This window comes from Nocardioides sp. LHD-245 (genome assembly GCF_030929495.1).
GTDB lineage: Bacteria > Actinomycetota > Actinomycetes > Propionibacteriales > Nocardioidaceae > Nocardioides.
Genome location: NZ_JAVFWN010000012.1, coordinates 193,037 through 212,244, shown reverse-complemented (window position 1 = coordinate 212,244; position 19,208 = coordinate 193,037). Strand labels below are relative to the sequence as shown.

Below are 19,208 nucleotides of genomic sequence, written 5' to 3'. Positions count from 1 at the left end.
GCTCATCGACACCGCCCCGGGACATGGGGTCGCACGCCGTCCGGGATCGGGTAGGCGACCACCCGGTCGAGACGGAGGCCCGGCGGGACCGCATGGAAGAGGTGGAGGCGGACCGTGCGGGCGGCACCGGGCCGGAAGCAGTAGAAGCGGCCCGAGATCACCTGGGCCACCGCGCCGTCCTCGTCGACGAGCAGTGCCTGGACAGCGACGAAGCCCGAGAGCCGGCCACGGGCCTTCAACCGGACGGCGACGACCGTGTCGTCGGCGGAGCGGCGCAGATCGGTGGCTCCCACGCGCACCGTCGCGTCGGCGGCCGACGAGCCCGTCTCGGCGCTGAGCGTCTCGACGTCGACGGCTCCGATCTCGCCGACGCCGGCGTCGAGCGGGACGAACAGGCCGAACTCCGCGCCGGGTGGCAGTCCGACGACGGTGCAGCACACGTCGGCGTCGGTGCCACTCGTGGCGACGACCACGGCGCCGGCTGCGTCCCGGGCGGTCACCCGGACCCGGGCGCTCGCGATCGGCTCCGTCGACTCGTTGCCCACCACGACGGCCAGCTGGCCCGCCGCGCGCCCCCAGGACCGTACGGCGAGGACGTCGCCGTCCCCGGCCGGGGCCGGCGGGGTCGCGGCCGGGCCGCCCCGGCCCATCGGGAACGGTCGACGCTCCCGGCGGTCGTCGGGACCACCGATCGTCCCGGTCAGCAGCAGGCCGCCGGCGACCAGGCCCGCCAGCACGAGCAGCACGCCGGCGTGGAGCGGCCAGCTGTGTCGTCTGCCTCTCCGCAGCGGGGGGTGCTTCATCGGGTCACTCCTGTCCGCGTGCCGGGGCCGACGGGCCGACCGGTGAGACGCAGGTAGATGTCGTCGTACTGCGCGACCATGCGGGCGACCGAGAACCGGCCGGTCGCCAACGCCCGGCCACGGTGCGCCAGATCCGCGCGGAGGTGCTCCCGGTCGACCAGGTCGACCAGGCCCGCCGCGAGCGCGGCGGCCGACCCGGGCTCCACGAACCGGACCGCGCCGTCGAAGTGCTCGACGAGCCCGCGTACCCGCGAGGCGAGCACGGGGACGCCTGCCGCGAGCGCCTCGAGCACCGCGACCGGCAGCCCCTCCCAGTCGGTCGGTAGCACCAGGAAGTCACTGGCCGCGAGCAGGCGCGGGACGTCGGTCCGCTCGCCGAGCGGACGGACGCCGGCGCCGATCCCGTGGCGGTCGATGTCCGCGAGCACCCGTCCGTGCAGCGGGCCCGCTCCGGCGAGGAGCAGGACGGCGCGGTCGGCGACGGCTGGCCAGGCCTCGAGCAGCAGGTCGTGGCGCTTCTGCGGGACCATCCGGGCCAGGCACAGCGCGACGGGCACGTCGGGCGGCAGGCCCAGCTCGGCGCGCGCACGCTCGCGCGGGTACGACGGCAGCGGCTCGAGCGCGGTGGGCACGACGTCGATCCGGTTGCGCGGGTACCCCTCGGCCTCGAGCGCCTCGGCCAGGTGGGGCGAGACCACGGCGACGCGGTCGCTCACCCGGCGCAGGATCCGCGCCGCGCGGCGGCTGTCGTGACCGGCCACGCCGTGCAGCGTGGTGAGCACCGGCGCGCGGCCACCGAGCGCGAGCCCGGCCACGAGGGATGCCTTGGGGTTGTGGGCGTGGACCAGGTCGGGCGGCGGCAGCGAGCGCAGCCGGCGCGCGGCACGGACCAGACCCGTCGGCCCCCGGCCGACGAGCGGCACCGGCACGTGGTGCACGCCGGCGTCCTCCAACGCGGCGATCCGGTGACCGGGGCCGCTCGCCACCCGGACCTCGTGGCCGCCGGCGGCCGCGGCGGCGGCGAGAGCGACGGCGATCGTCTCGGCACCTCCGATGCCGAGCTCGGCGATGACGGTCAGGAGTCTCATCGGACCTCCACGTCGGCGGTGTCGTCGACGGTCTCGTAGACCGTCTCGTAGACGGCGAGCAGCTCGCGGGCGCAGCGCTCGGCGGTGAACCGCTCCCTCACCCGCCGACGGGCCGCCGCGCCCATCCGGGCGCGCAGCCCGGCGTCGGCGCTCAGCGTCCGCAACGCGGCGACGAGCTGGTCGTCGGCCCCGGCGTCGACGAGCAGACCGTCGACGCCGTCGCGGACGATCTCGGGGATCCCGCCGACGCGGGTGGCCACCACCGGGAGTCCCGAGGCCATCGCCTGGAGCACGGCCATCGGGCAGGCCTCGGCGGCGGACGGCAGGACGAGCAGGTCGGCGGAGCGAAGGTGCGGCGCGGGGTCCGGCCGGAACCCGAGAAGGCGCACCCGGCCGGTGCTGCCGGTGCGGGCGACCGCCGCCTCGACCCGCGTGCGCTCGGGCCCGTCGCCGATCAGGTGGAGGGAGAGGTCCGGCACGCGGGCGACGGCGCGGACCAGGTCGGGCACCCGCTTGACCGGCTGCATCACGCCGAGCCAGGCCGCGGTGACGCCGGTGCGCCGCGCGGCCGGCGGGGGTGCGTCCAGCCAGGCGCGGCCGACGCCGTTGGGGACGGTGTGGACCCGGGTCGCGGACAGCCCGACCTGACGCCGTGCGTACTCCGCCAGCGCCTCGCACGGCGTGACGACCACCGAGCGCGGGGTGGCGGCCAACAGCCGCTCACCCGCCAGGTACGCGACCCGGTCCCGGTGCCGGGCCGCGGCCATCGGCAGGTTGCCCGGCACCAGCCCGGCGAGCCGGTCCGGCACGCCGTGCAGGGTGTAGACCGCGGGGATGCCGCGCCACGGCGCGAGCGTCCGGCCGACGAGGCCCGCCCGGCGGTCCTGCAGGTGCAGCAGGTCGGGTCGCACCCGGCCGAGCAGCGCGGCCGCCGCCCGTAGGCCGCGGAGGTCGGCACCGCTGCGGACGACGAGTGGATGCGTGCGCACTCCCCCGGCCGCGGCCCGGGCGAGGTGGGGTCCCGGCGGTCCGGCCAGCCGGCTGTCGTGGCCGAGCGCGGCGAGCTCGAGCGCGATGTCGACGGCGTGGTCGACCGGACCGCCGCGGGCCTGGGTCACCAGCTGGAGCACGCGCAGGGTCATCGCCCCTCACCTCCGGGGAGCGGCGTGCGGGCGCGCGTCGGCTCGAGCCCCAGACCGAGCGCGGCGAGCAGCCAGATCGGCAGGAAGTACTGCTCGCTGAGGAAACAGGCCGCCGCCGCCGCTCCGGCCAAGGCCACCAGCACGGCGTCGGCCGTCCGGCGCTCCTCCCGCGTCCGGGCGGCTCGGCGGGCCCGCAGGGCACCGCGGGCGGCGAGCGCCAGCACGGCGACGAAGGCGGCCAGACCGGCCAGGCCGAGCTCGGCGCTGACGTCGAGGTACATCTGGTGGGCGACGTCCTCCCGGACGGCGCTCCCGCCCGCCGGGGCGAAGCGGGTCCGCTCCGCGGCGAAACCTCCCGGTCCCTGGCCGAGGACGGGGTCGGCGGCGGTCATGTCGACGGCGACCGACGCGGCCGTGAGTCGCCGGTCGACGTTGCCGGCGGCGACGTGCTCCTTCTCGGCCAGGGCCCGGGAGACCACGTCGCCGTGGGTCACGCCCACCACGCCCGCACCGAGGACCGCGACGACCGCGACACCGAGGACCGCCGCCGGACGGACCGCACGGAGCAGGACCGCGACGACGACCATCGCCAGCAGGCCGACCAGCGCACCGCGGGAGAAGGTGGCGAGGGTCGCGACGACGAGGACCGCTCCACAGCCACTCCCCCAGGCAGCGGCTGTGGAGCGGTGGCCGGCGAGGACGGCGAAGGGCAGCGCCGTGATCAGGAAGAAGGCCAGGTCGTTCGGGTCCGCCAGGGGCCCCGCCGCGCGGCCGCCGTGGACCAGGAACGCGACCAGGCCGACCACGGCCGCGGTGGTGCAGGAGAGGACGTAGGCGGTCGCGAGCCGGCGAGCGAAGGCGGTCGGCCCGTGACGCGCGCGGCGCAGGAGGTCGACGAGGACCACCACGACCAGCGCGTGGGCGGCGTAGCTCACGACGTGGTCGCCACCGGAGGCGACGTCCGCGCCGTTGGCCACGAACGAGGCCGTCAGGACCACGATCAACGCCCCCAGCGCGACCAGGCCCGGATGCCGCAGTCCCTGCGGTCGTGGGTCGTGCAGCACCCGCACCACCCACGACACGAACAGCAGCGCCCCCACGGCCTTGAAGGCCGCCGGGTGGACCTGCTCCTGGAGGAGGTGCGCGAACGGCGCGGCGGCGACGAGCGCGATCGCCGTCCACTCGACGCGCAGGACGGCGACGGCGAGGACCGCCAGGCCGGCCACCACGGCGAGCACCGGGTACGGCGTGCGGGCGGCGGCGAGCCCGGCGCCGAGCGCGAGCACGACCAGTGGCACCGACACGAGCAGCACGGCCGGGCCGAACGCGGCCCGGGTCGGCACCGACCGGCCGGCGCGCAGCGATCGGCGGACGAGCAGCGACCAGCGCCAGCCCGGCACCCTGACCGTCACCAGCACCGCGGCCGCGACCAGGGTGACGACGGCGGCCGCCAGCTGCGTCACGGCGACCGTGGTGATCCCGTGGTCGACGTACCGGACGAGGAGCAGGGCCAGCAGGCCGACGTGCAGGGCGGCGAGCCCGAGCGTGTCGGCGGTCCGGCCCACCGACCGGAGCGCGACGAGCAGCGGCTCCAGGAGGCTCAGGGCCAGGCCGTAGGCCGCGAGCCAGCGCAGGGCCGGCACCGCGATCGACCACTCGTCGCCGAGCAGCCGCAGGAGGGGCGCGAGCAGCGCCATCGCCGCGTACACCGGCACCAGGAGGCGCTGGACGACCACCGTCGCCGCGATCGCGGACTCGCCCACCGCCGCGCCGCGCAGCCGGCACAGCCGGGGGAACACGGCGCCACCGATGACGACCGCGACGAGGAGGTAGGGCATGAACGCGACCCGGAACGCCATGGAGTAGGCGCCGAGGTCATCGGTACCGAGGCGGTGCGCGACCAGGGCGTAGTCGAGGTTGAGCATCACGAGCGAGAGGAGGGCGCCGCCGGCGAGACCGCCGCCGTACGACAGCAGCGTCGCGGCATCGCGGGCGGACCAGCCCGGTCGCACCGGCGGGCGCAGGATCCACAGCAGGACGAGGGCGACCACGGCCTGGGCGAGCTGTCCCGGGACCAGCGCGAACGCGCCGGCTCCCGACGCCAGCGCGAGGCCCGTCACGGCGGCCCCGACGGCGCTGCCCACGACGTCGGGCAGGATCCGCCGGCGGAAGTCGAGGCGCCGGCGCAGCAGCTCGGCGCTGATCCCGGCCGCCGCGGCGAGCGGCACGCACAGCACGACGCCGCGGAACACGTCGGCTCCCGTGGAGCCGACCCGGAGCAGTCCCGCCAGCCACGGCGCGGCGCCCCAGACCACGGCGACCAGGGCCAGTGAGGTGACCAGCGCGAGGGTGAGCGCGGACCGCGCCGCCCGCTCGGCGTCGCCACGGAAGTGCACGAGAGCGGTCGCGGTGCCGAGGTCGGCCAGCACCGTGGTGACGTTGAGGAGGGCCGCGCCGAGCGCGACGACGCCCAGAGCCGCCGGGTCGAGCACGACGGCGACGAGCAGCAGCACCAGGGTCTGCGACGCCTTCGACGCGACGGCGCCGAGCGCCAGCCACCCCGCGCCGGGCGGGAGCGACGGGAGCCGCGCCTGCGCCGCTCCCCCGATGACGCGGGCGCGCGCCGGCGACGGCCCCGTCGAGGGGGCCGCGCGCGAGACGATCACCGTCATGTCACTCCAGTGCCGATCGGTTCCGGGATTGATCCGCCGTCAGTGGCGGCGGGCGGCGTCCCGCAGCGCACGCAGCGCCGGCTTGGGACGGAGGTCGGGACGCAGCAGGCCGAACCCGTCCTGGTAGATGTCGGTCGGTCCGTCGACGTCGCGGTACCAGATGATCGGCCCGACGTAGGGGTAGCGGGTGCGGACCAGGCGGACCGCGGCCCCCAGATAGGCCGCCTGCTGGCGGGGCGTGACCGCTCGGTCCCAGGGGTTGCCGGCGCTGTCGGGGCCCGAGGACCAGCCGAGCTCGGTGATCCACATCTGCTTGTCGGCGTCGCCCCACTCCTCCATCACGGCGCGCACGGCCGGGGTGTGGGTGAGCCGCCAGACCGCCCCGACCGCCGGGGTGTCCGGCGGCGCATCGCTCGGGCCCACGTAGGGATGGGTCGCGAGGACGTCGAAGCAGTCCCGCGCCCCCGCCTCGTAGGCCTGCCGCAGCCAGCCGTCGTCGTTGTACATCAGTCCGCCGAACACGACCGGCGAGTCGTCGTACCGCTTGACCGCGGGGTACGCCGCACACAGCAGGCGGGTGTAGGTCGCGGGATCGGCGCCCTCGAAGAACACCGGGAAGTTCGGCTCGTTCCAGACCTCCCAGGCGGCCACGTCGGCGCCCCAGCGCCGGGCCGCGGCCGCGATGGCGTCGGCGTAGTCGCCGACGTCGTCCGGCGGCGCGTAGGGGCTGCCGCCGGTCGTAGCCCAGGACGGGGAGAGCCACAGGGAGACGATGACCTTCAGGCCGCGCTCGCGGGCGCCCGCGAAGACGTCGTCCAGCAGGTCGACGTACCACTGGTCGAAGGGACCCGGGCCCGTCGGCTGGAGGGTCTGCCAGCCCACGTCGACGCGGACCCAGCGCGCACCGGCGCGCTGCAGGCGGTCCATCACGGCGATCGCCCGGCCGGCCCGGTCACTGTGGTGGGCGGACAGCTGGAAGCCCAGGTCGACGTCGGCACCGGGCTTCGGAGACGGCGCGGGATCCGCGGCGGCGTCCCCGGACGGCGCTGCGGGGTCCGGCTGGGCGCCGATCGGCGAGGGCGCCGTGGAGCCGACGACCAGGACGCCGACGATCCCGGCCACGACCAGGATGGCGATCACGGCCGTCGAGCGGCGCACCAGCCCGGTCATCGCGCGCCGGCCCGGTCGGGGAGCTCGACACTCCGGTCGCGCGGGGCCCGGCCGAGCAGGTCGTGGACGACCCGGCGTACGGCCGGCACCCGGCCGGACACCCGCCGCGCGTGGGGATACAGCCGATGGAGCTTGACCCGGAAGGTCCGCATCGTGTCGACCGCGTTGACATCCACCCGGCCGACGGCGAACCCGCCGGCCGCCTCGTGGACCGCGAAGGCCGTCTCGTAGCCGGCGGCGCGGACCGCGGCGCGCACCCGGGCGTCATGGCTGCCGAAGGGGAAGGCGAAGGAGGTCACCGGCCGGCCGAGGAGCTCCCCGAGCGCCCTGCGGGCGCCCGTGGTCTGGCGTCGCAGCTCGGCACCGGAGACCCGGGTGAGGTCCTGGTGGTCGGTCCCGTGGGCGCCGATGGCCATACCTCGCCGATCGGCGGTCCGCAGCTCCTCACCGGTCATCAGGGGATGACGGTGGCGCGGTTCGAGCCAGTCCGAGCGGCCGCCCACCAGGGCGGCGGGCACGTACAGCACGCTCGGCACCCCGAACGACTCCAGGACGGGCAGCGCGTGCTCGCCCACGCCGACGTACCCGTCGTCGAAGGTGATCAGCACCGACCGTGACGGCAGGGTGCCCGACCGTCGTCCCTCGACGAACGCCTGCTCCGAGAGCGGGACGAAGCCCTCCTCGAGAAGGTGCTCGATCTGGGCCCGGAAGGACGCCGGCGTCACGAACATCGCGTGCGGGTCACGCTCCGCGGGCACGCGGTCGACGCCGTGGTACATCAGGACCAGGGGCGCGCGGCGGCTCACGGCGTCCGCTCCCGGATCCGGTAGAGGCCGGCGGCCAGCAGCAGGCCCGCGAGGGCCACCAGCGCCGCGAAGTAGAGACGGCGCGGCGGGCCGGACGTCACGCCGGCCGGGCCGGCGCGGACGGCCACGACGACCTGGGCCATCTGGTCGGTGCCACCGAGCTCCTCGGCCCGCTCGGCGAGGCCGTTGGCGACGTCCACCGCCACGTCGCGGTTCGTGGAGGACACCGCGATCCTGATCGTCGCCGTGCCCGGGTCCCGGGTGGCGGTGACGTCGACCTGCGGCGGCCGGGCGGGCGCGACCGAGGCCAGGACGTCGGCGGCCGACTCCTTCGCGCCGAGGGTCACGCCGAACTCGTGCGCCTGCATCTCGATGCTGTCGGCCGACTGCTCGGCGGTCAGCGGCCGCAGGGCCACCGCACTGGTGGCGGTGTAGGTCGTCGGGACCAGCAGGATCAGCTGCGCGCCGAGGGTGACCACCAGGGCCAGCCCGCCGACGAGCAGACCGATCGTCCGCCACCGGTCGCGGAGGCGTTGCACCTCTTGTGTCGTGGTCAACATGTCACGGGGACCCACTTCCTCCGATTCGTCGTTGTGTGGTGCTCGGCGGCGTACCGCGTGAGCGGGACGGTCTCCGCCACGGCGGCCAGCCCGAGGAGCGTCCAGACCAGGCCGGACACGATCGGGTTGCGCAGCGGCATGTCGAAGCCGCCGTGGACCGCCACGGCGGCGAGTCCGGCGACGACCGCGATGCTGCGGATCCCCAGCACCCGGGCGACGTCGCCCTGCCGCGGTGACAGGACGTGGCGACGGACGGCGAGGACGCAGCCGGCCACGATCACCAGCCCCAGCGCGGCGCCGACGACCCCCCGATCGGCCAGCACGGTGAGCAGCAGGTTGTGCGGATGCTCGGGAGGCTCCGCCGCGACGGCGCTCACCGACTCGGTCGCCGCGGACCGGAAGCCGCCCGGACCGACACCCAGCCAGGGATGCTCGGCGATCTGACGCCACGCCTCCGCCCAGACCAGCGGACGGTCGTCGTACTGGTTCTGGGTGGGGTCGCCGAGGGTGCGGATCCGCGCCCCGACCACCCCCAGGAGAGGTACGCCGGCGGGCGCGACCAGCGCGGCGCCACAGATCCCGGCGGCCGCCAGCCCGATCGCCAGCAGCGCGCGGCGCAGGGCCGGCTCGCAGACCGCCAGGCAGACGAAGGACGCCAGGGCACCGATCCAGGCACCGCGCGACATGCTGAGGACACACGCCACCGCCAGGCTCGCGGTGGCCGCGGAGAGGAGCGCGGCGCGCCGCCGGGACGCGCTCGTCACGACGCACGCGAGCGCGATGGGCAGCAGTGCGGCGCAGAAGATCCCCAGCTCGTTGGGCTGGGCGAAGGGACCCGTCAGGCGGCCGTTGACGACATTGCCCGCCTCAGCCGCCTGGAGCCGGCCGACCGAGACGAGGGCCGACGCCGCGATCAGGCCGCCCACGAGCACCAGCAGGTCGAGGACCGCGAGGTCCTCACCGGGCCGGTGGGCGAGCACGACGGCCAGTGCGTAGCAGGTGGTGATCACCGACCCGACGACCAGCGGGACCGAGCGGGCCGGGTCCACGCCGTCGGCCCCGGACACGACACCGGAGACCAGGCCGAGACCGCATCCGACGAGGACGACCGAGGCCGGGACCCGGGCGCCGCGCACGATCACCTGATGGAGGGCCAGGGCCGCGGGCACCAGCATCGCGGCGTGGATCAACCGCATCCCCAGCACCGGCACGGCGACGTCCCCGAACGGCAGCAGCACGATGACGGCCACCACGCCGGCGCGGAGCGCCCGGGGGTGCCCGGCGATCATCGCCTCCTCCGCAGCCCGGCGGCGACGGCGGACAGCGCGCCCCCGGCCTTCGCCAGGTCGCGGGCGGCCGTGACGGGCGGCACCAGCGCGGTCGTGATGAGGGGCCGGGGGCCGCGGGCCGCCCGGGCCACGGGCAGCGACAGGTAGGCGGCCGCACCGCCCGCGACCACCGTCCGCGCGGGCCGGCCGCCGCGGGCGAGGACCACCACCCCCACGACGTACGACGCCGCGCGGGCCAGGTCGCGGCCGAGGAGTCGCCGGTCCAGCGAGTGACCGCTGCCCTCGCCGTAGCGGCGCAGCATGCGCAGGTTCGCGAGGAGCGTCGGGCGCTGGGCCCAGGCGACCTCGGCGTCGCGGACCATCCGCGCCCGGTGGCCGGCCGCGACGACGCTGCGACCGAAGAGGACGTCCTCGCCGGTGGCGAGGTGCTCGGGGAAGCCGCCCGCGGCCGCCCAGGCCCGGCGGGTGAAGGCCACCGACCGGCCGGTCGGCATCGACGGGTCGAAGCTGCGGCCGAACAGGCGACCGTAGGCCCGGACGCCCGGCCGGGGGCGGGCGAGCTCGTCGATCGAGGGATAGCCGACGGCCGCCAGGGCCAGCTCCCACGGCCGGTCGGCGAGCACCCGGTAGGTGCCGGTGAACAGGTCGACGTCGGGGTGCCGGTCGAAGGCCCCGCGCAGCGCGGCCAGCCAGCCGGGGGTCGGCACGCAGCCGGCGTCGGTGCAGGCCACGGCGTCGTGGCGGGCGAGGCCGACACCGACGTTGCGGCCCCGGGAGATGCCGGCGCCGGGCTCGACGACCAGGCGGACGCGGGGGTCCGCCTCCGCGGCCCGGCGCGCCACGTCCGCGGTGCCGTCGGTCGAGCCGCCGTCGACGACGACCAGCTCGTCGTCCGGGCCCAGCTGGGGCACGAGGGCGGTCAGCAGCTCGGTGAGTCCCTGCTCGTCGTCGAGGACGGTGGTCACCACGCTCAGCGACGGGGTCACGGTCTGGTGCCCCACACCCGGTCGGTGCGTCAGCAGGGCCAGGAAGTCGGCCAGCCGCCCGCCGGCCGCGACGGCGTCGGGGAAGTCCCGGGCCCGCCGGCGGGCGGCGTCGCCGATCCGTCGGCGGGTGCCGGCGTCGGCGAGGGTCGCGAGGGCGGCGGCGACCTCGTCGGGCCGGCCGGCGCGCACGGGCAGGCCGCCCTCGACAGCGATGTCGTCGACCGGCGGCACGGCGACGACCGGCACCCCACCGGTCAGGGCCTCCAGCGCGGACATCCCGAAGGCCTCCCGCAGCCAGGGCTCGGCCGCCGTGGGCTTGGTGAGCACCGCCAGGGCGTCGAACGCGGTCACGACCCGCGCGACGTCGGGCACCTCGCCGAGGAAGCGGACCCGCTCGGCGACGCCGAGGTCGGCGGCGAGCTTCACCAGCCGGTCCTGCTCGTCCGGCTCCGCCGGGTCGGTGACCCCGGCGACCACCAGCTCCCACGCCGCGGCGCCGGGCAGCGCCAGCGCGCGGACCGCGTCCTCGATCCCCTTGTGCCGCACGACCCGGGCGGCCATGCCGAGCACGAGCTCGCCCGGAGCGGGGTCGATGCCGAGGAGCGCTCGCGCCTCCGCGGCCGGCACCGGCTCGGGCATCCGGGGCGGATTGACCACCACGCCGGCACGCGGTGACCTGCCCTCGAGCAGCCAGGAGCTGGTCGCGACCTGCCCCTGGGTGAGCCGGTCGAGCAGCCCGACCAGCGCCCCGGCGTACGACGCGTCGTGGCGCACCCACACGACGGGGATCCCCGTCGGGTGGGCCGCCGCGGCCGCGACCAGGCCCGCCTTGACGCCGTGCGCCAGCACGACGTCGGGCCGGTCCCGTGCCAGCGCGCGGCGCAGTCGCCAGGCGGCGGTCGCGAGCCGGGGGAAGGACCTGCCGTCCGGCACAGTGGCGACCGGCCAGCCGCGTCGGGCCCAGGCGGCGGTCGTCGCACCCGCTCCCAGGCCGAAGGTCGTGACGCTGAGCCGGTCGGTGGCGTCCGCGAGCTGCAGCTGCCAGCGCTCGGCGCCACCGAGGACACCGCCCTGCTGGACGACGGCGACCCGCAGCCTGCGCATCAGGCCTCGCCGACCCGGCGCCGGCGCGGCGCGCGGACGCCGACGAGGATGCTGCCGAGGATCCGCAGCTGGATCTCGCGCAGGTGCTCGGCCGCCCGCTGCACCGTCCGGGGGTGGACGGAGCCCGACGGCACGGTCAGCAGGAGCGCACCGTGGATCGCCATGATCCGGGCGTCCTCGGAGGAGGCGACGGGAGCCGCGTGGACGATGACGACGTCGTAGCTGTCCTCGGTGCTGTCCAGCAGGCCGTCGAACCTCATCTCCAACAGGCTGGGCGGCGCCAGGTGCGCCTGGCCGACGGCCAGGAGGTCGACGTTCTCCGTCGGCCCCTCGCGCACGGCGTCCACCAGGTCGACCTCACCCGCGAGCACGTCGTAGAGTCCGGGCTCGCCGCCCGGCGCCTGGAGCGCGGGGTGCACCTCGGGGTCGCCGCTGGTGTCCACCACGAGGACCCGATGGCCCACCTCGGCCAGGGCGACGGCGAGGTTGACCTCGATCCACCCCGCCCACGGGTCGGAGGCGCCGGCGGACGTCACGACGAGCAGCCGGCTCGGGTCCTCGGCGCTCGCGAACTCGACGGCGATGCGCAGCGCGCGGATCGACTGGAACTCCGGCGCCCAGTAGTCGACGGCCGCCGCCTGCCGGGGATCGGCGGGCTTGGGGATCACGCCCAGGACCGGGGTCCCGGCGAGCTCGCCCATCTCCTCGGCGTCGCTCACCGTGCGGAACAGCCGGTCGACGACGATGGCGGCCACGATCGCCAGGAGGAACGCGAGCACCAGGCCGGCCAGCGCCGCCACCGGGATGTTCGGCGAGCTCGGCTCGTCCGGGACGACCGCCTCCTCCGTGACGTGGTAGGCGAAGGAGTCACCCGCCGGGTCGTTGGCCGGCAGCCGCTCGACGATCAGGTTCGCCGTGCGGGCCGCCCGCTCGGCGTCGGTGTCGGTCACCGAGATCTGCACGATCACCGTGCCCTCGACGACCGTGCCCTCGACGTCGTCGCGCAGCTGGTCGGCCGACCTGCCCGGCACCTGGTCCGCGACCTCCTCGAGCAACGGCCACGACCGCCCGACGTCGGCGACCGTGCCGAGCAGGTCGATGTAGTCGACCGTCGACGGGGGCAGGTCCGCACGCGGGGTCACGGCGATCCGGGCGGACGCGGTGTACTCGCGATCGGCGAGGACCAGGCCCGCGGCGACGCCGTTGGCCACCAGGATCACGACCAGGGCGACGATCCAGCGGCGGCGCCACAACAGGGCGCCGAGGGCGCGGGCACTCCCCCGGACCGCGGACGGCTCCGGGCGGTCGACGTACTCCGCGGGGACAGCGAGGTTGGTGGACATGGGGTTCCTATCTGAGGACGAGGTCCGGGGCGGCGAGCCCGTAGGCGGCGGTCAGGCGCTCGTGCTGGAGACGACGGGTGTGGCCGGCGGCGAAGTGCAGCGAGCGCTGCTGCTCCGCGGACCACAGGCCCGGGTCGCGGAGCCGGACGATCCGGTACGCGAGGTCGGCCGCGGTCCGCGCGACGCCGGGGACCTCGAGGCTGAGGAGGCCGGGAATGCCGCGGACCGCGAGGGGCAGGCCGAGCGACGCGGCCTCGAGGATGCTGATCGGAGCTCCCTCCCAGGCGGCCGTGTGCACATAGACGTGGGCCCGGCTCAGGCGCACCAGGACCTCGGCGCGCGGGAGCCAGCCCGCGACGGAGACGCCGTGGGCGCGCAGCGCCTGCTCGGCGCCCGGGTCGCCCCCGCCGAGCCACTCCCAGTCGACGTGAGCGCCGAGCACGTCCTCGAGATAGCCCTTGGTGCGCAGCAGGTAGGACCAGTCCTTCTGCGGTCCGATCCGCCCGACCGTCACGACGCGGAGCTCCGAGGCGAACCGGGCCCGCAGGTCCGGGACGTCGAGCGGCCGGTTGGGGACGGTGACGACCCGGCGGTGCCCGAGGCCGCGGGCGAGCGCCGCCTCGCGAGGCGAGCAGGCCACCAGGGCGGCGGTGCGCGCGGCCAGGGCCCGCTCGATCCGCCGGACGCCGGCCCGGGCGGCCGGGCCCACGTCCTGGCGCTCGAACGCGAAGCAGTGCGGGCTGTAGGCCACGTCCACCGTGGGGCGGAGCACCCGGGCCAGCAGGCCGGCGTACGACGAGTGCGCGTGGACCTGGTGCGGCCCCAGGTCGCGGATCAGGTCGTCCGCGGACCGGAGTGCCCGGGGCAGCCGGCTGCGGAGCTCGTGCACGCCGTCGAAGGCGTCCAGCCGGTCGCCGGTGTCGGCATGGGAGCGCCGCGGCCAGACCGCGACATGGTGCTCCAGCTCGGGCGTCGCCTCGACCATGGCGAGCACGGAGGTCAGCACCCCGCCGCCGAGCGACTCGATGAGATGGAGGATGCGCATCGTCGGGCTCCCGTCGTCAGTAGGCGCCGCGGCCGCGCAGGACCGCGGGGAGGGTACGGAGGAGGATCACGAGGTCCAGGCGCAGCGAGCGGGCGGCGACGTACTGGAGGTCGAGCGCGACCGCGTCCTCCCAGTCGAGGTCGCTGCGGCCGCTCACCTGGCTGATGCCCGTGATGCCGGGACGGACCGCGTGCCGGCGGTGGTCGCCGGCGGCGAACCGCGCGACCTCGGTGGGCGTCGTCGGCCGGGGGCCGACCAGGGCCATGGTGCCGTTGAGCACGTTCCACAGCTGCGGCAGCTCGTCGAGCGAGTAGCGGCGGAGCACCCGACCCACCCGGGTGACGCGCGGATCGGCGTGGATCTTGGTGAGCGGACCGGAGCCGTCGTTGCGCTGCGCGAAGAGCGCGGTGGCCTGGTGCTCGGCGTCGCGACGCATCGTGCGGAACTTGACGATCTCGAACGGTCGGCCGCCGACACCCACCCGGCGCTGTCGGTAGAGCACCGGGCCCCGGCTGGTGCCCTTGACCAGGAGCGCCACGACGACGAGCAGCGGCGCGAGCGCCACGAGGAGCCCGGCCGCGACGACCAGCTCGAGGAGCCGCCGGGCCCGGCCGTGGCCCACGGTCTCGACGAGGCGGGCCCCGGTGCGGGCCTCGGCGCCGGCCTCGGCCGGCGTCTCGACAGGGCCCGGGACGGGCGCTCCCGGCAGGTCGAGGGGGACGCGCGCGACGCTCATCGCGTGCTCCGTCCGTCACGGGTGGTGTTCACATCTCACTGGTGCGGCGAGCAGGCGGTTTGATCCACCCCCTGCCGAAAGTCCGCGATGGGATCAGACCTGGCCGCGGGCCGAGCGCAGACCGCGCTCGAAGCGGGCGTACGACGTCAGCTCGCGTCGCGCCGGGGCGAGCACGTGCTCGCGCACGACCCGGGCGACCACCTCACGGCAGCCGGCGTCGACCTGGTGCGCATGCGCCGCGGCGCGACGGGAGGCACCCCGGTCCAGCAGGCCGGCCACGATCGCGACGACGCCGAGGAGACCGGCGGCGGCGAACGCGACCACGGGCGGGAGCACGCCGGTGACACCGGACGCGACGGCTGCGAGCGCCAGGAGCACGGCCGCCGCGACGCCGGCGCGCGCTCCTGCCCGCGCCGGCCGGAGGGCCGGGACCGGGAGGGCGGCGAGCTCGGCGTCGAGGCGGTCGTCGGTGTCGCCGAGTCGCTGCGTGACCGCCGCCCGGACCGCCCGGCCCCAGCCGGGCGCGAGGTCGCCGCACAGCCGGTCGACGAGACCGCGGACGGCGTTGTCGACCGCGGGCCGGTCGACCGGCCCGCGGCGGATCGGAGGCTGCCCGGCGGCATCGGCCAGCCGGCGCTCCAGGTCAGCGACCCACACGTCGGGCACCGGGTACGGCGCGCGCCCGGCCGCGTCCGCCAGCCGGGTCACGGCCGCGCGGATGTCGGCGTCGATGCGCAGCACGGTGTTCTGCTTCTCCTGCACACGGCGGGTGATCGCGCGGCGCAGGTCGTCGATGCCGACATCGTGCCGGGCGCTGGTCGCCAGGATCCGCGGGTCGCGGATGCCGTCGGCGACGAGCAGCTTCCTGAGGTCGGCGACCATGCTCCGCCGCCGCTCCTCGGGCACGGTGTCGATGTGGTTGAGGACCACCATCGTCACCGCCCGGTGACCGGCCAGCGGCCGGAGGAACTCGCGGTGGATCGCCGCGTCGGCGTACTTCTGGGGATCGACGACCCAGACCAGCACGTCCGCGAGCTCCACGACCCGCCGCGCCTCGGCGTGGTGGGCGGCCTCGATCGAGTCGTGGTCGGGTAGGTCGACGAGGACCAGCCCCTCGGGGAGCCGGCCGGGCGGCGTCGCGGTGGGCAGCGCGTCGCGCCGGTGGCGGTCGGCGGGGCGGACGCCGAGCCAGGTGAGCAGCTCGTCCGCGTCGCCGTCGCCCCAGACCAGCGCCTGGGCGGTCGAGGTCGTCGGGCGGCGGGCACCGGACCGCGAGAGCTCGGCGCCGGCGAGGGCGTTGAAGAGCGTCGACTTGCCGGAGCCGGTGGCCCCGGCGATCGCCACGACGGTGTGCCGCTCGGAGAGCCGCAGCCGACCGGTCGACCGGTCGACCCCGGCGCGCACCTCGTCGAGAAGCGCCTGGTCGAGGCGGCCCTCCGCGGCGTCCGCGGCGCTCCGGAGTCCGTCGAGCCGTGCCTGGAGGTTCATCGGATCGGGCCTCTCGTCTGGTGCCGGGCCAGGGCCCGGGCGGCGTGGTCGGCGGCGGCGCGCAGCCGCTGCGGCGCGTCGGGGGCGAGGGTGCGGTCCAGGACCGGGCGCAGGTAGCGGTCGCGGTCCTCGGTGAGCAGCGCGGCGAGCACCTCGCCGAGCGGGCTCGCGGCACCGGCGACCGGGGTCGCGGCGCGGCGGGCGCCGCGGATCGCCCGGCGGGCGCGGAGGCCGAGTCCCTTGCCGGGCCGGCTGAGGTCCTCGGTGCTCCAGTCGAGCAGCGCGCTGCCGTGGCTCGTGGCGCGCAGCTCGGCGCTCGCGCGCTCGGCCGCCCGCCAGGCGTGGTCGACGAGAAGCCCCTCCAGGGCGAGGTCGACGGCGACCTCCGCTCGGTCGATGCCGTCGCCCGGAGCGCCTCCGGGGGCGGCGCGGTGCGCGGTGACCCTGGCGTCGAGCACCGCGAGGAGCTTCGGCAGGGCGTCCTCCAGCGCGGCCAGCTCGGCGGCGTAGACCCGGTCGGCCACGCTCAGCAGCTCGCCGATCGCGTCGACCTGCCGCGCCGCCGCCTCCGCGACCGCGGTGGCGACGGTGACGGCACGACGGACCGCACCGGTGACGGTCTGCTCGGCAACCGTGGTCCGCGCGGAGCTGTCGGCGGCGAGCGTGTCGACCCAGGTCCGCAGCGGGCGCACCAGCGCCGCGGGCAGCAGCGCGGGGTCGTCGAGCTCCGCCTGCTCGACGAGGAAGATGTGGTCGTCCGGCACGTTCCTGGCGCCGGCCATCCGGCGCAGGTCGGGGACGACGGTGGCGCGGTCGGCGGCCGGGATCCGGTTCAGCACGACGGCGACGGACGTGTCGCGCTCCACCGCGAGATCGAGGTGCTGCCAGGGCAGCCGGTCGGAGTAGCGCGCCGCGGAGGTCACGAACAGCAGGAGGTCCGCGGCGGCGATGAGCTGGCGCGCCAGCGCGCGGTTGTCGTCGTCGACCGAGTCGAAGTCGGGCGCGTCGAGGATCGCGATCCCACGGGGCACGCTCGGCGCGGCGACCAGCTGGACGCTGGCGTGGTCGCCGGTCGCCCCGGTGACCCGCCGCAGGCCCGGGAGGATCCGGTCGTCCCGGAACCACGACCGGTCGCCGGGGTGGTGCACCAGCACCGGGGAACGCGTGGTCGGGCGCAGCAGCCCCGGTGTGGTCACCGCACGACCGGCCAGGCTGTTGACGAGCGTCGACTTGCCGGCGCCCGTGGGACCGCCGACGACGACGAGGACCGGAGCCGTGCGCTCCGCCAGCCGGGGAAGCACCTGGTCGGCGAACTGGTCGATCGTGCGGCGGCGCTCGTCGCGCACGGCCTCGGCGCCCGCGAGGTTCAGCGGCAGCCGGGCGCCCGCGAGCGATCGGTGCAGCTCGGTCGCGGCGGCCAGGAGTCCGTCGTCGGCGGTCCGGCCGGTGCCTCGGCCCGCCCGGGCGCGCTCGGGGGCAGCCCGCGACGGCCGGACGTCACTGATCGCTGCCGCGACCATGGTGACCCTGGCGCCGGAACATGGAGCCGAGCTGCCGGTCCTGCGGTCGCTCCGGCTCGTCCGGGTCGCGGGAGAGTCCTGCCCCGGCCGGGTCGTCGGCGTCGTCCCCGTCGCCGGGGTCGCCGGGGTGGCCGGGGTCGCCGGGGTGGCCGGGGTCGCCGCGGTCGTCGGCGTCGTCCGGCCCGTCGCCCGTGACCTCCGCGTCCTGCGCGCCTACGGCGTCGTGCGGCCGGTCCGGCGCGGATCCCGCGTCCTGGGCCGCGGGATCCTCCGGGTCGTCCGGATCCGGGTCCCCCAGGTCCTCCTCCGGCGCGGGGTTCTCGGAGAGCAGCCGCTCCATCGCCGCCCCGGCCTGCTGGAGCCGGGACCGGACGGCCGCCCCCGCGGCGGTCAGGTCCGCGATCGCCTCGCCCACCTCTTCCCCGAGTTCGGTCGCCCGCTCGAGGACGAGGCGGGCCTCGGCCCTGATCGCCTCGGCGTCGCGCTGCGCACCCGCCGCCGCGTCCGCGACATAGCAGCGGGAGGTCTCCTCGGCCTCGGCCATCGAGGTCCGCAGCGCCTCGGCCCGGATGGTGTCGGCGTCGCGCCGCGCGGACGCGGCGAGGTCGGCCGCCAGGGCGTCGACCTTCGCCCGCTGGGCGGCGGCCCAGCCGGCGATCTCCTGGCGCGTCCGCTCGGCGGCGTCACGGGCCTCGAGCACGACCCGCTCGGCCTCCTCGCTCGCCTCCTCGCGGGCCTGGCTGGCCAGGGTGAGCATGGCCTGGGCCTCGCGGTGGGCACCGCGGGTGGCGCGCAGGGTCGCGGCGTGCTCCTCGGCGTCGGCGGCCATCGCCGCCACGTCCGGCTCGGCGGCGGGCGAGCCGGGTGGCTGCAGGTCGGACAGCACCTGGTCGAAGGCACGTGCGGCCTCGTCACCTGTGGACTCGGGAGACACGTCCGCCTGCGGCTCACCCTCTGCTGCGGACCGGGATCGACTGAACATGTGCAACTAGTGCGCCGCGCCGGGCGATTGATCCGGTACGACGCGAATCGGTTCCCGGCGGGCCGGCTCCGCGGCCCGGTCCTGGACCCGGACCGACTCCCGGGCGGCCGCCATCAACTGCTCGCCCTCGTGGATCGCCGCGGCGACGATCCGCTGCGCCTCACGGTCGGCCTCGGACAGCCGCGACGTCACGAGCCGCACCACCGTGCTGCGCAGCCGCTGCGCCTCCCCGGACACCAGAGCGAGCAGGCGCTGGACCTCGGCGCGATCGCCGGCTCCCCCACTCTCGATCCGGTCGATCAGCGCGTCGATCTCCCGGTGGGGGAAGGTCGGCGGCCAACCGCCCCGCTCCCCGTCCCCTGCCCCCTCGCGGGCCCCTCGCCCGTCCATCGGCTGAACCACGTTCGAACCACTCCCTCGCGTGCGGTGCACGCCCCTCGACACCGGATCGGAGCGCCCGTGCGGCGCCTGGAT

Annotated in this window: 16 protein-coding genes; all 16 read right to left on the bottom strand. The window is 76.5% G+C overall.

The features are described from left to right. Positions 1-2 precede the first annotated feature (2 nt). Positions 3-803 (bottom strand): hypothetical protein, encoded by an 801-nt coding sequence (locus RB608_RS18785; RefSeq protein WP_308089574.1) that lies wholly within the window; start codon positions 801-803, stop codon positions 3-5. Beyond that, positions 800-1,891, bottom strand: coding sequence for a glycosyltransferase (locus RB608_RS18780; RefSeq protein ID WP_308089573.1), 1,092 nt, complete (start codon positions 1,889-1,891; stop codon positions 800-802). The genes RB608_RS18785 and RB608_RS18780 overlap by 4 nt, the downstream gene beginning before the upstream one ends. Beyond that, positions 1,888-3,033, bottom strand: coding sequence for a glycosyltransferase family 4 protein (locus RB608_RS18775; protein ID WP_308089572.1), 1,146 nt, complete (start codon positions 3,031-3,033; stop codon positions 1,888-1,890). The genes RB608_RS18780 and RB608_RS18775 overlap by 4 nt, the downstream gene beginning before the upstream one ends. Then, positions 3,030-5,705, bottom strand: a complete 2,676-nt coding sequence (locus tag RB608_RS18770; RefSeq protein ID WP_308089571.1) for an oligosaccharide flippase family protein — start codon at positions 5,703-5,705, stop codon at positions 3,030-3,032. The genes RB608_RS18775 and RB608_RS18770 overlap by 4 nt, the downstream gene beginning before the upstream one ends. Positions 5,706-5,744: 39 nt before the next feature. Further along, entirely contained in the window at positions 5,745-6,863 is a 1,119-nt protein-coding gene (locus tag RB608_RS18765) for a cellulase family glycosylhydrolase (RefSeq protein ID WP_308089570.1), read from the bottom strand. A gap of 8 nt (positions 6,864-6,871) precedes the next feature. Next, entirely contained in the window at positions 6,872-7,681 is an 810-nt protein-coding gene (locus tag RB608_RS18760) for a polysaccharide deacetylase family protein (RefSeq protein ID WP_308089569.1), read from the bottom strand. Further along, positions 7,678-8,220 carry a hypothetical protein gene (locus RB608_RS18755; RefSeq protein ID WP_308089568.1) on the bottom strand — a complete coding sequence of 181 codons (543 nt, stop codon included), beginning with the start codon at positions 8,218-8,220 and terminating at the stop codon, positions 7,678-7,680. Before RB608_RS18755 ends, RB608_RS18760 begins: the two co-directional genes overlap by 4 nt. A gap of 14 nt (positions 8,221-8,234) precedes the next feature. Next, positions 8,235-9,530 (bottom strand): O-antigen ligase family protein, encoded by a 1,296-nt coding sequence (locus RB608_RS18750; protein ID WP_308089567.1) that lies wholly within the window; start codon positions 9,528-9,530, stop codon positions 8,235-8,237. After that, a complete protein-coding gene (locus tag RB608_RS18745; RefSeq protein WP_308089566.1) occupies positions 9,527-11,620 on the bottom strand; it encodes a glycosyltransferase in 2,094 nt (697 codons plus the stop codon). The genes RB608_RS18750 and RB608_RS18745 overlap by 4 nt, the downstream gene beginning before the upstream one ends. Next, a complete protein-coding gene (locus RB608_RS18740; RefSeq protein WP_308089565.1) occupies positions 11,620-12,963 on the bottom strand; it encodes an AAA family ATPase in 1,344 nt (447 codons plus the stop codon). Before RB608_RS18740 ends, RB608_RS18745 begins: the two co-directional genes overlap by 1 nt. Positions 12,964-12,970: 7 nt before the next feature. Continuing rightward, the gene (locus tag RB608_RS18735; protein WP_308089564.1) at positions 12,971-14,008 is read right to left on the bottom strand and encodes a glycosyltransferase family 4 protein; all 1,038 of its coding nucleotides are present in this window, start codon (positions 14,006-14,008) and stop codon (positions 12,971-12,973) included. 16 nt (positions 14,009-14,024) lie between these two features. Beyond that, positions 14,025-14,744, bottom strand: coding sequence for a sugar transferase (locus tag RB608_RS18730; protein ID WP_308089563.1), 720 nt, complete (start codon positions 14,742-14,744; stop codon positions 14,025-14,027). A 93-nt stretch (positions 14,745-14,837) separates the two neighbouring features. Beyond that, the gene (locus RB608_RS18725; protein WP_308089562.1) at positions 14,838-16,232 is read right to left on the bottom strand and encodes a GTPase; all 1,395 of its coding nucleotides are present in this window, start codon (positions 16,230-16,232) and stop codon (positions 14,838-14,840) included. After that, positions 16,229-17,752 carry a GTPase gene (locus RB608_RS18720; protein ID WP_308089561.1) on the bottom strand — a complete coding sequence of 508 codons (1,524 nt, stop codon included), beginning with the start codon at positions 17,750-17,752 and terminating at the stop codon, positions 16,229-16,231. Before RB608_RS18720 ends, RB608_RS18725 begins: the two co-directional genes overlap by 4 nt. Further along, positions 17,730-18,686, bottom strand: coding sequence for a hypothetical protein (locus RB608_RS18715; RefSeq protein WP_308089560.1), 957 nt, complete (start codon positions 18,684-18,686; stop codon positions 17,730-17,732). The genes RB608_RS18720 and RB608_RS18715 overlap by 23 nt, the downstream gene beginning before the upstream one ends. A 54-nt stretch (positions 18,687-18,740) precedes the next feature. Beyond that, the gene (locus RB608_RS18710) at positions 18,741-19,124 is read right to left on the bottom strand and encodes a hypothetical protein (RefSeq protein ID WP_308089559.1); all 384 of its coding nucleotides are present in this window, start codon (positions 19,122-19,124) and stop codon (positions 18,741-18,743) included. Positions 19,125-19,208 lie beyond the last annotated feature (84 nt).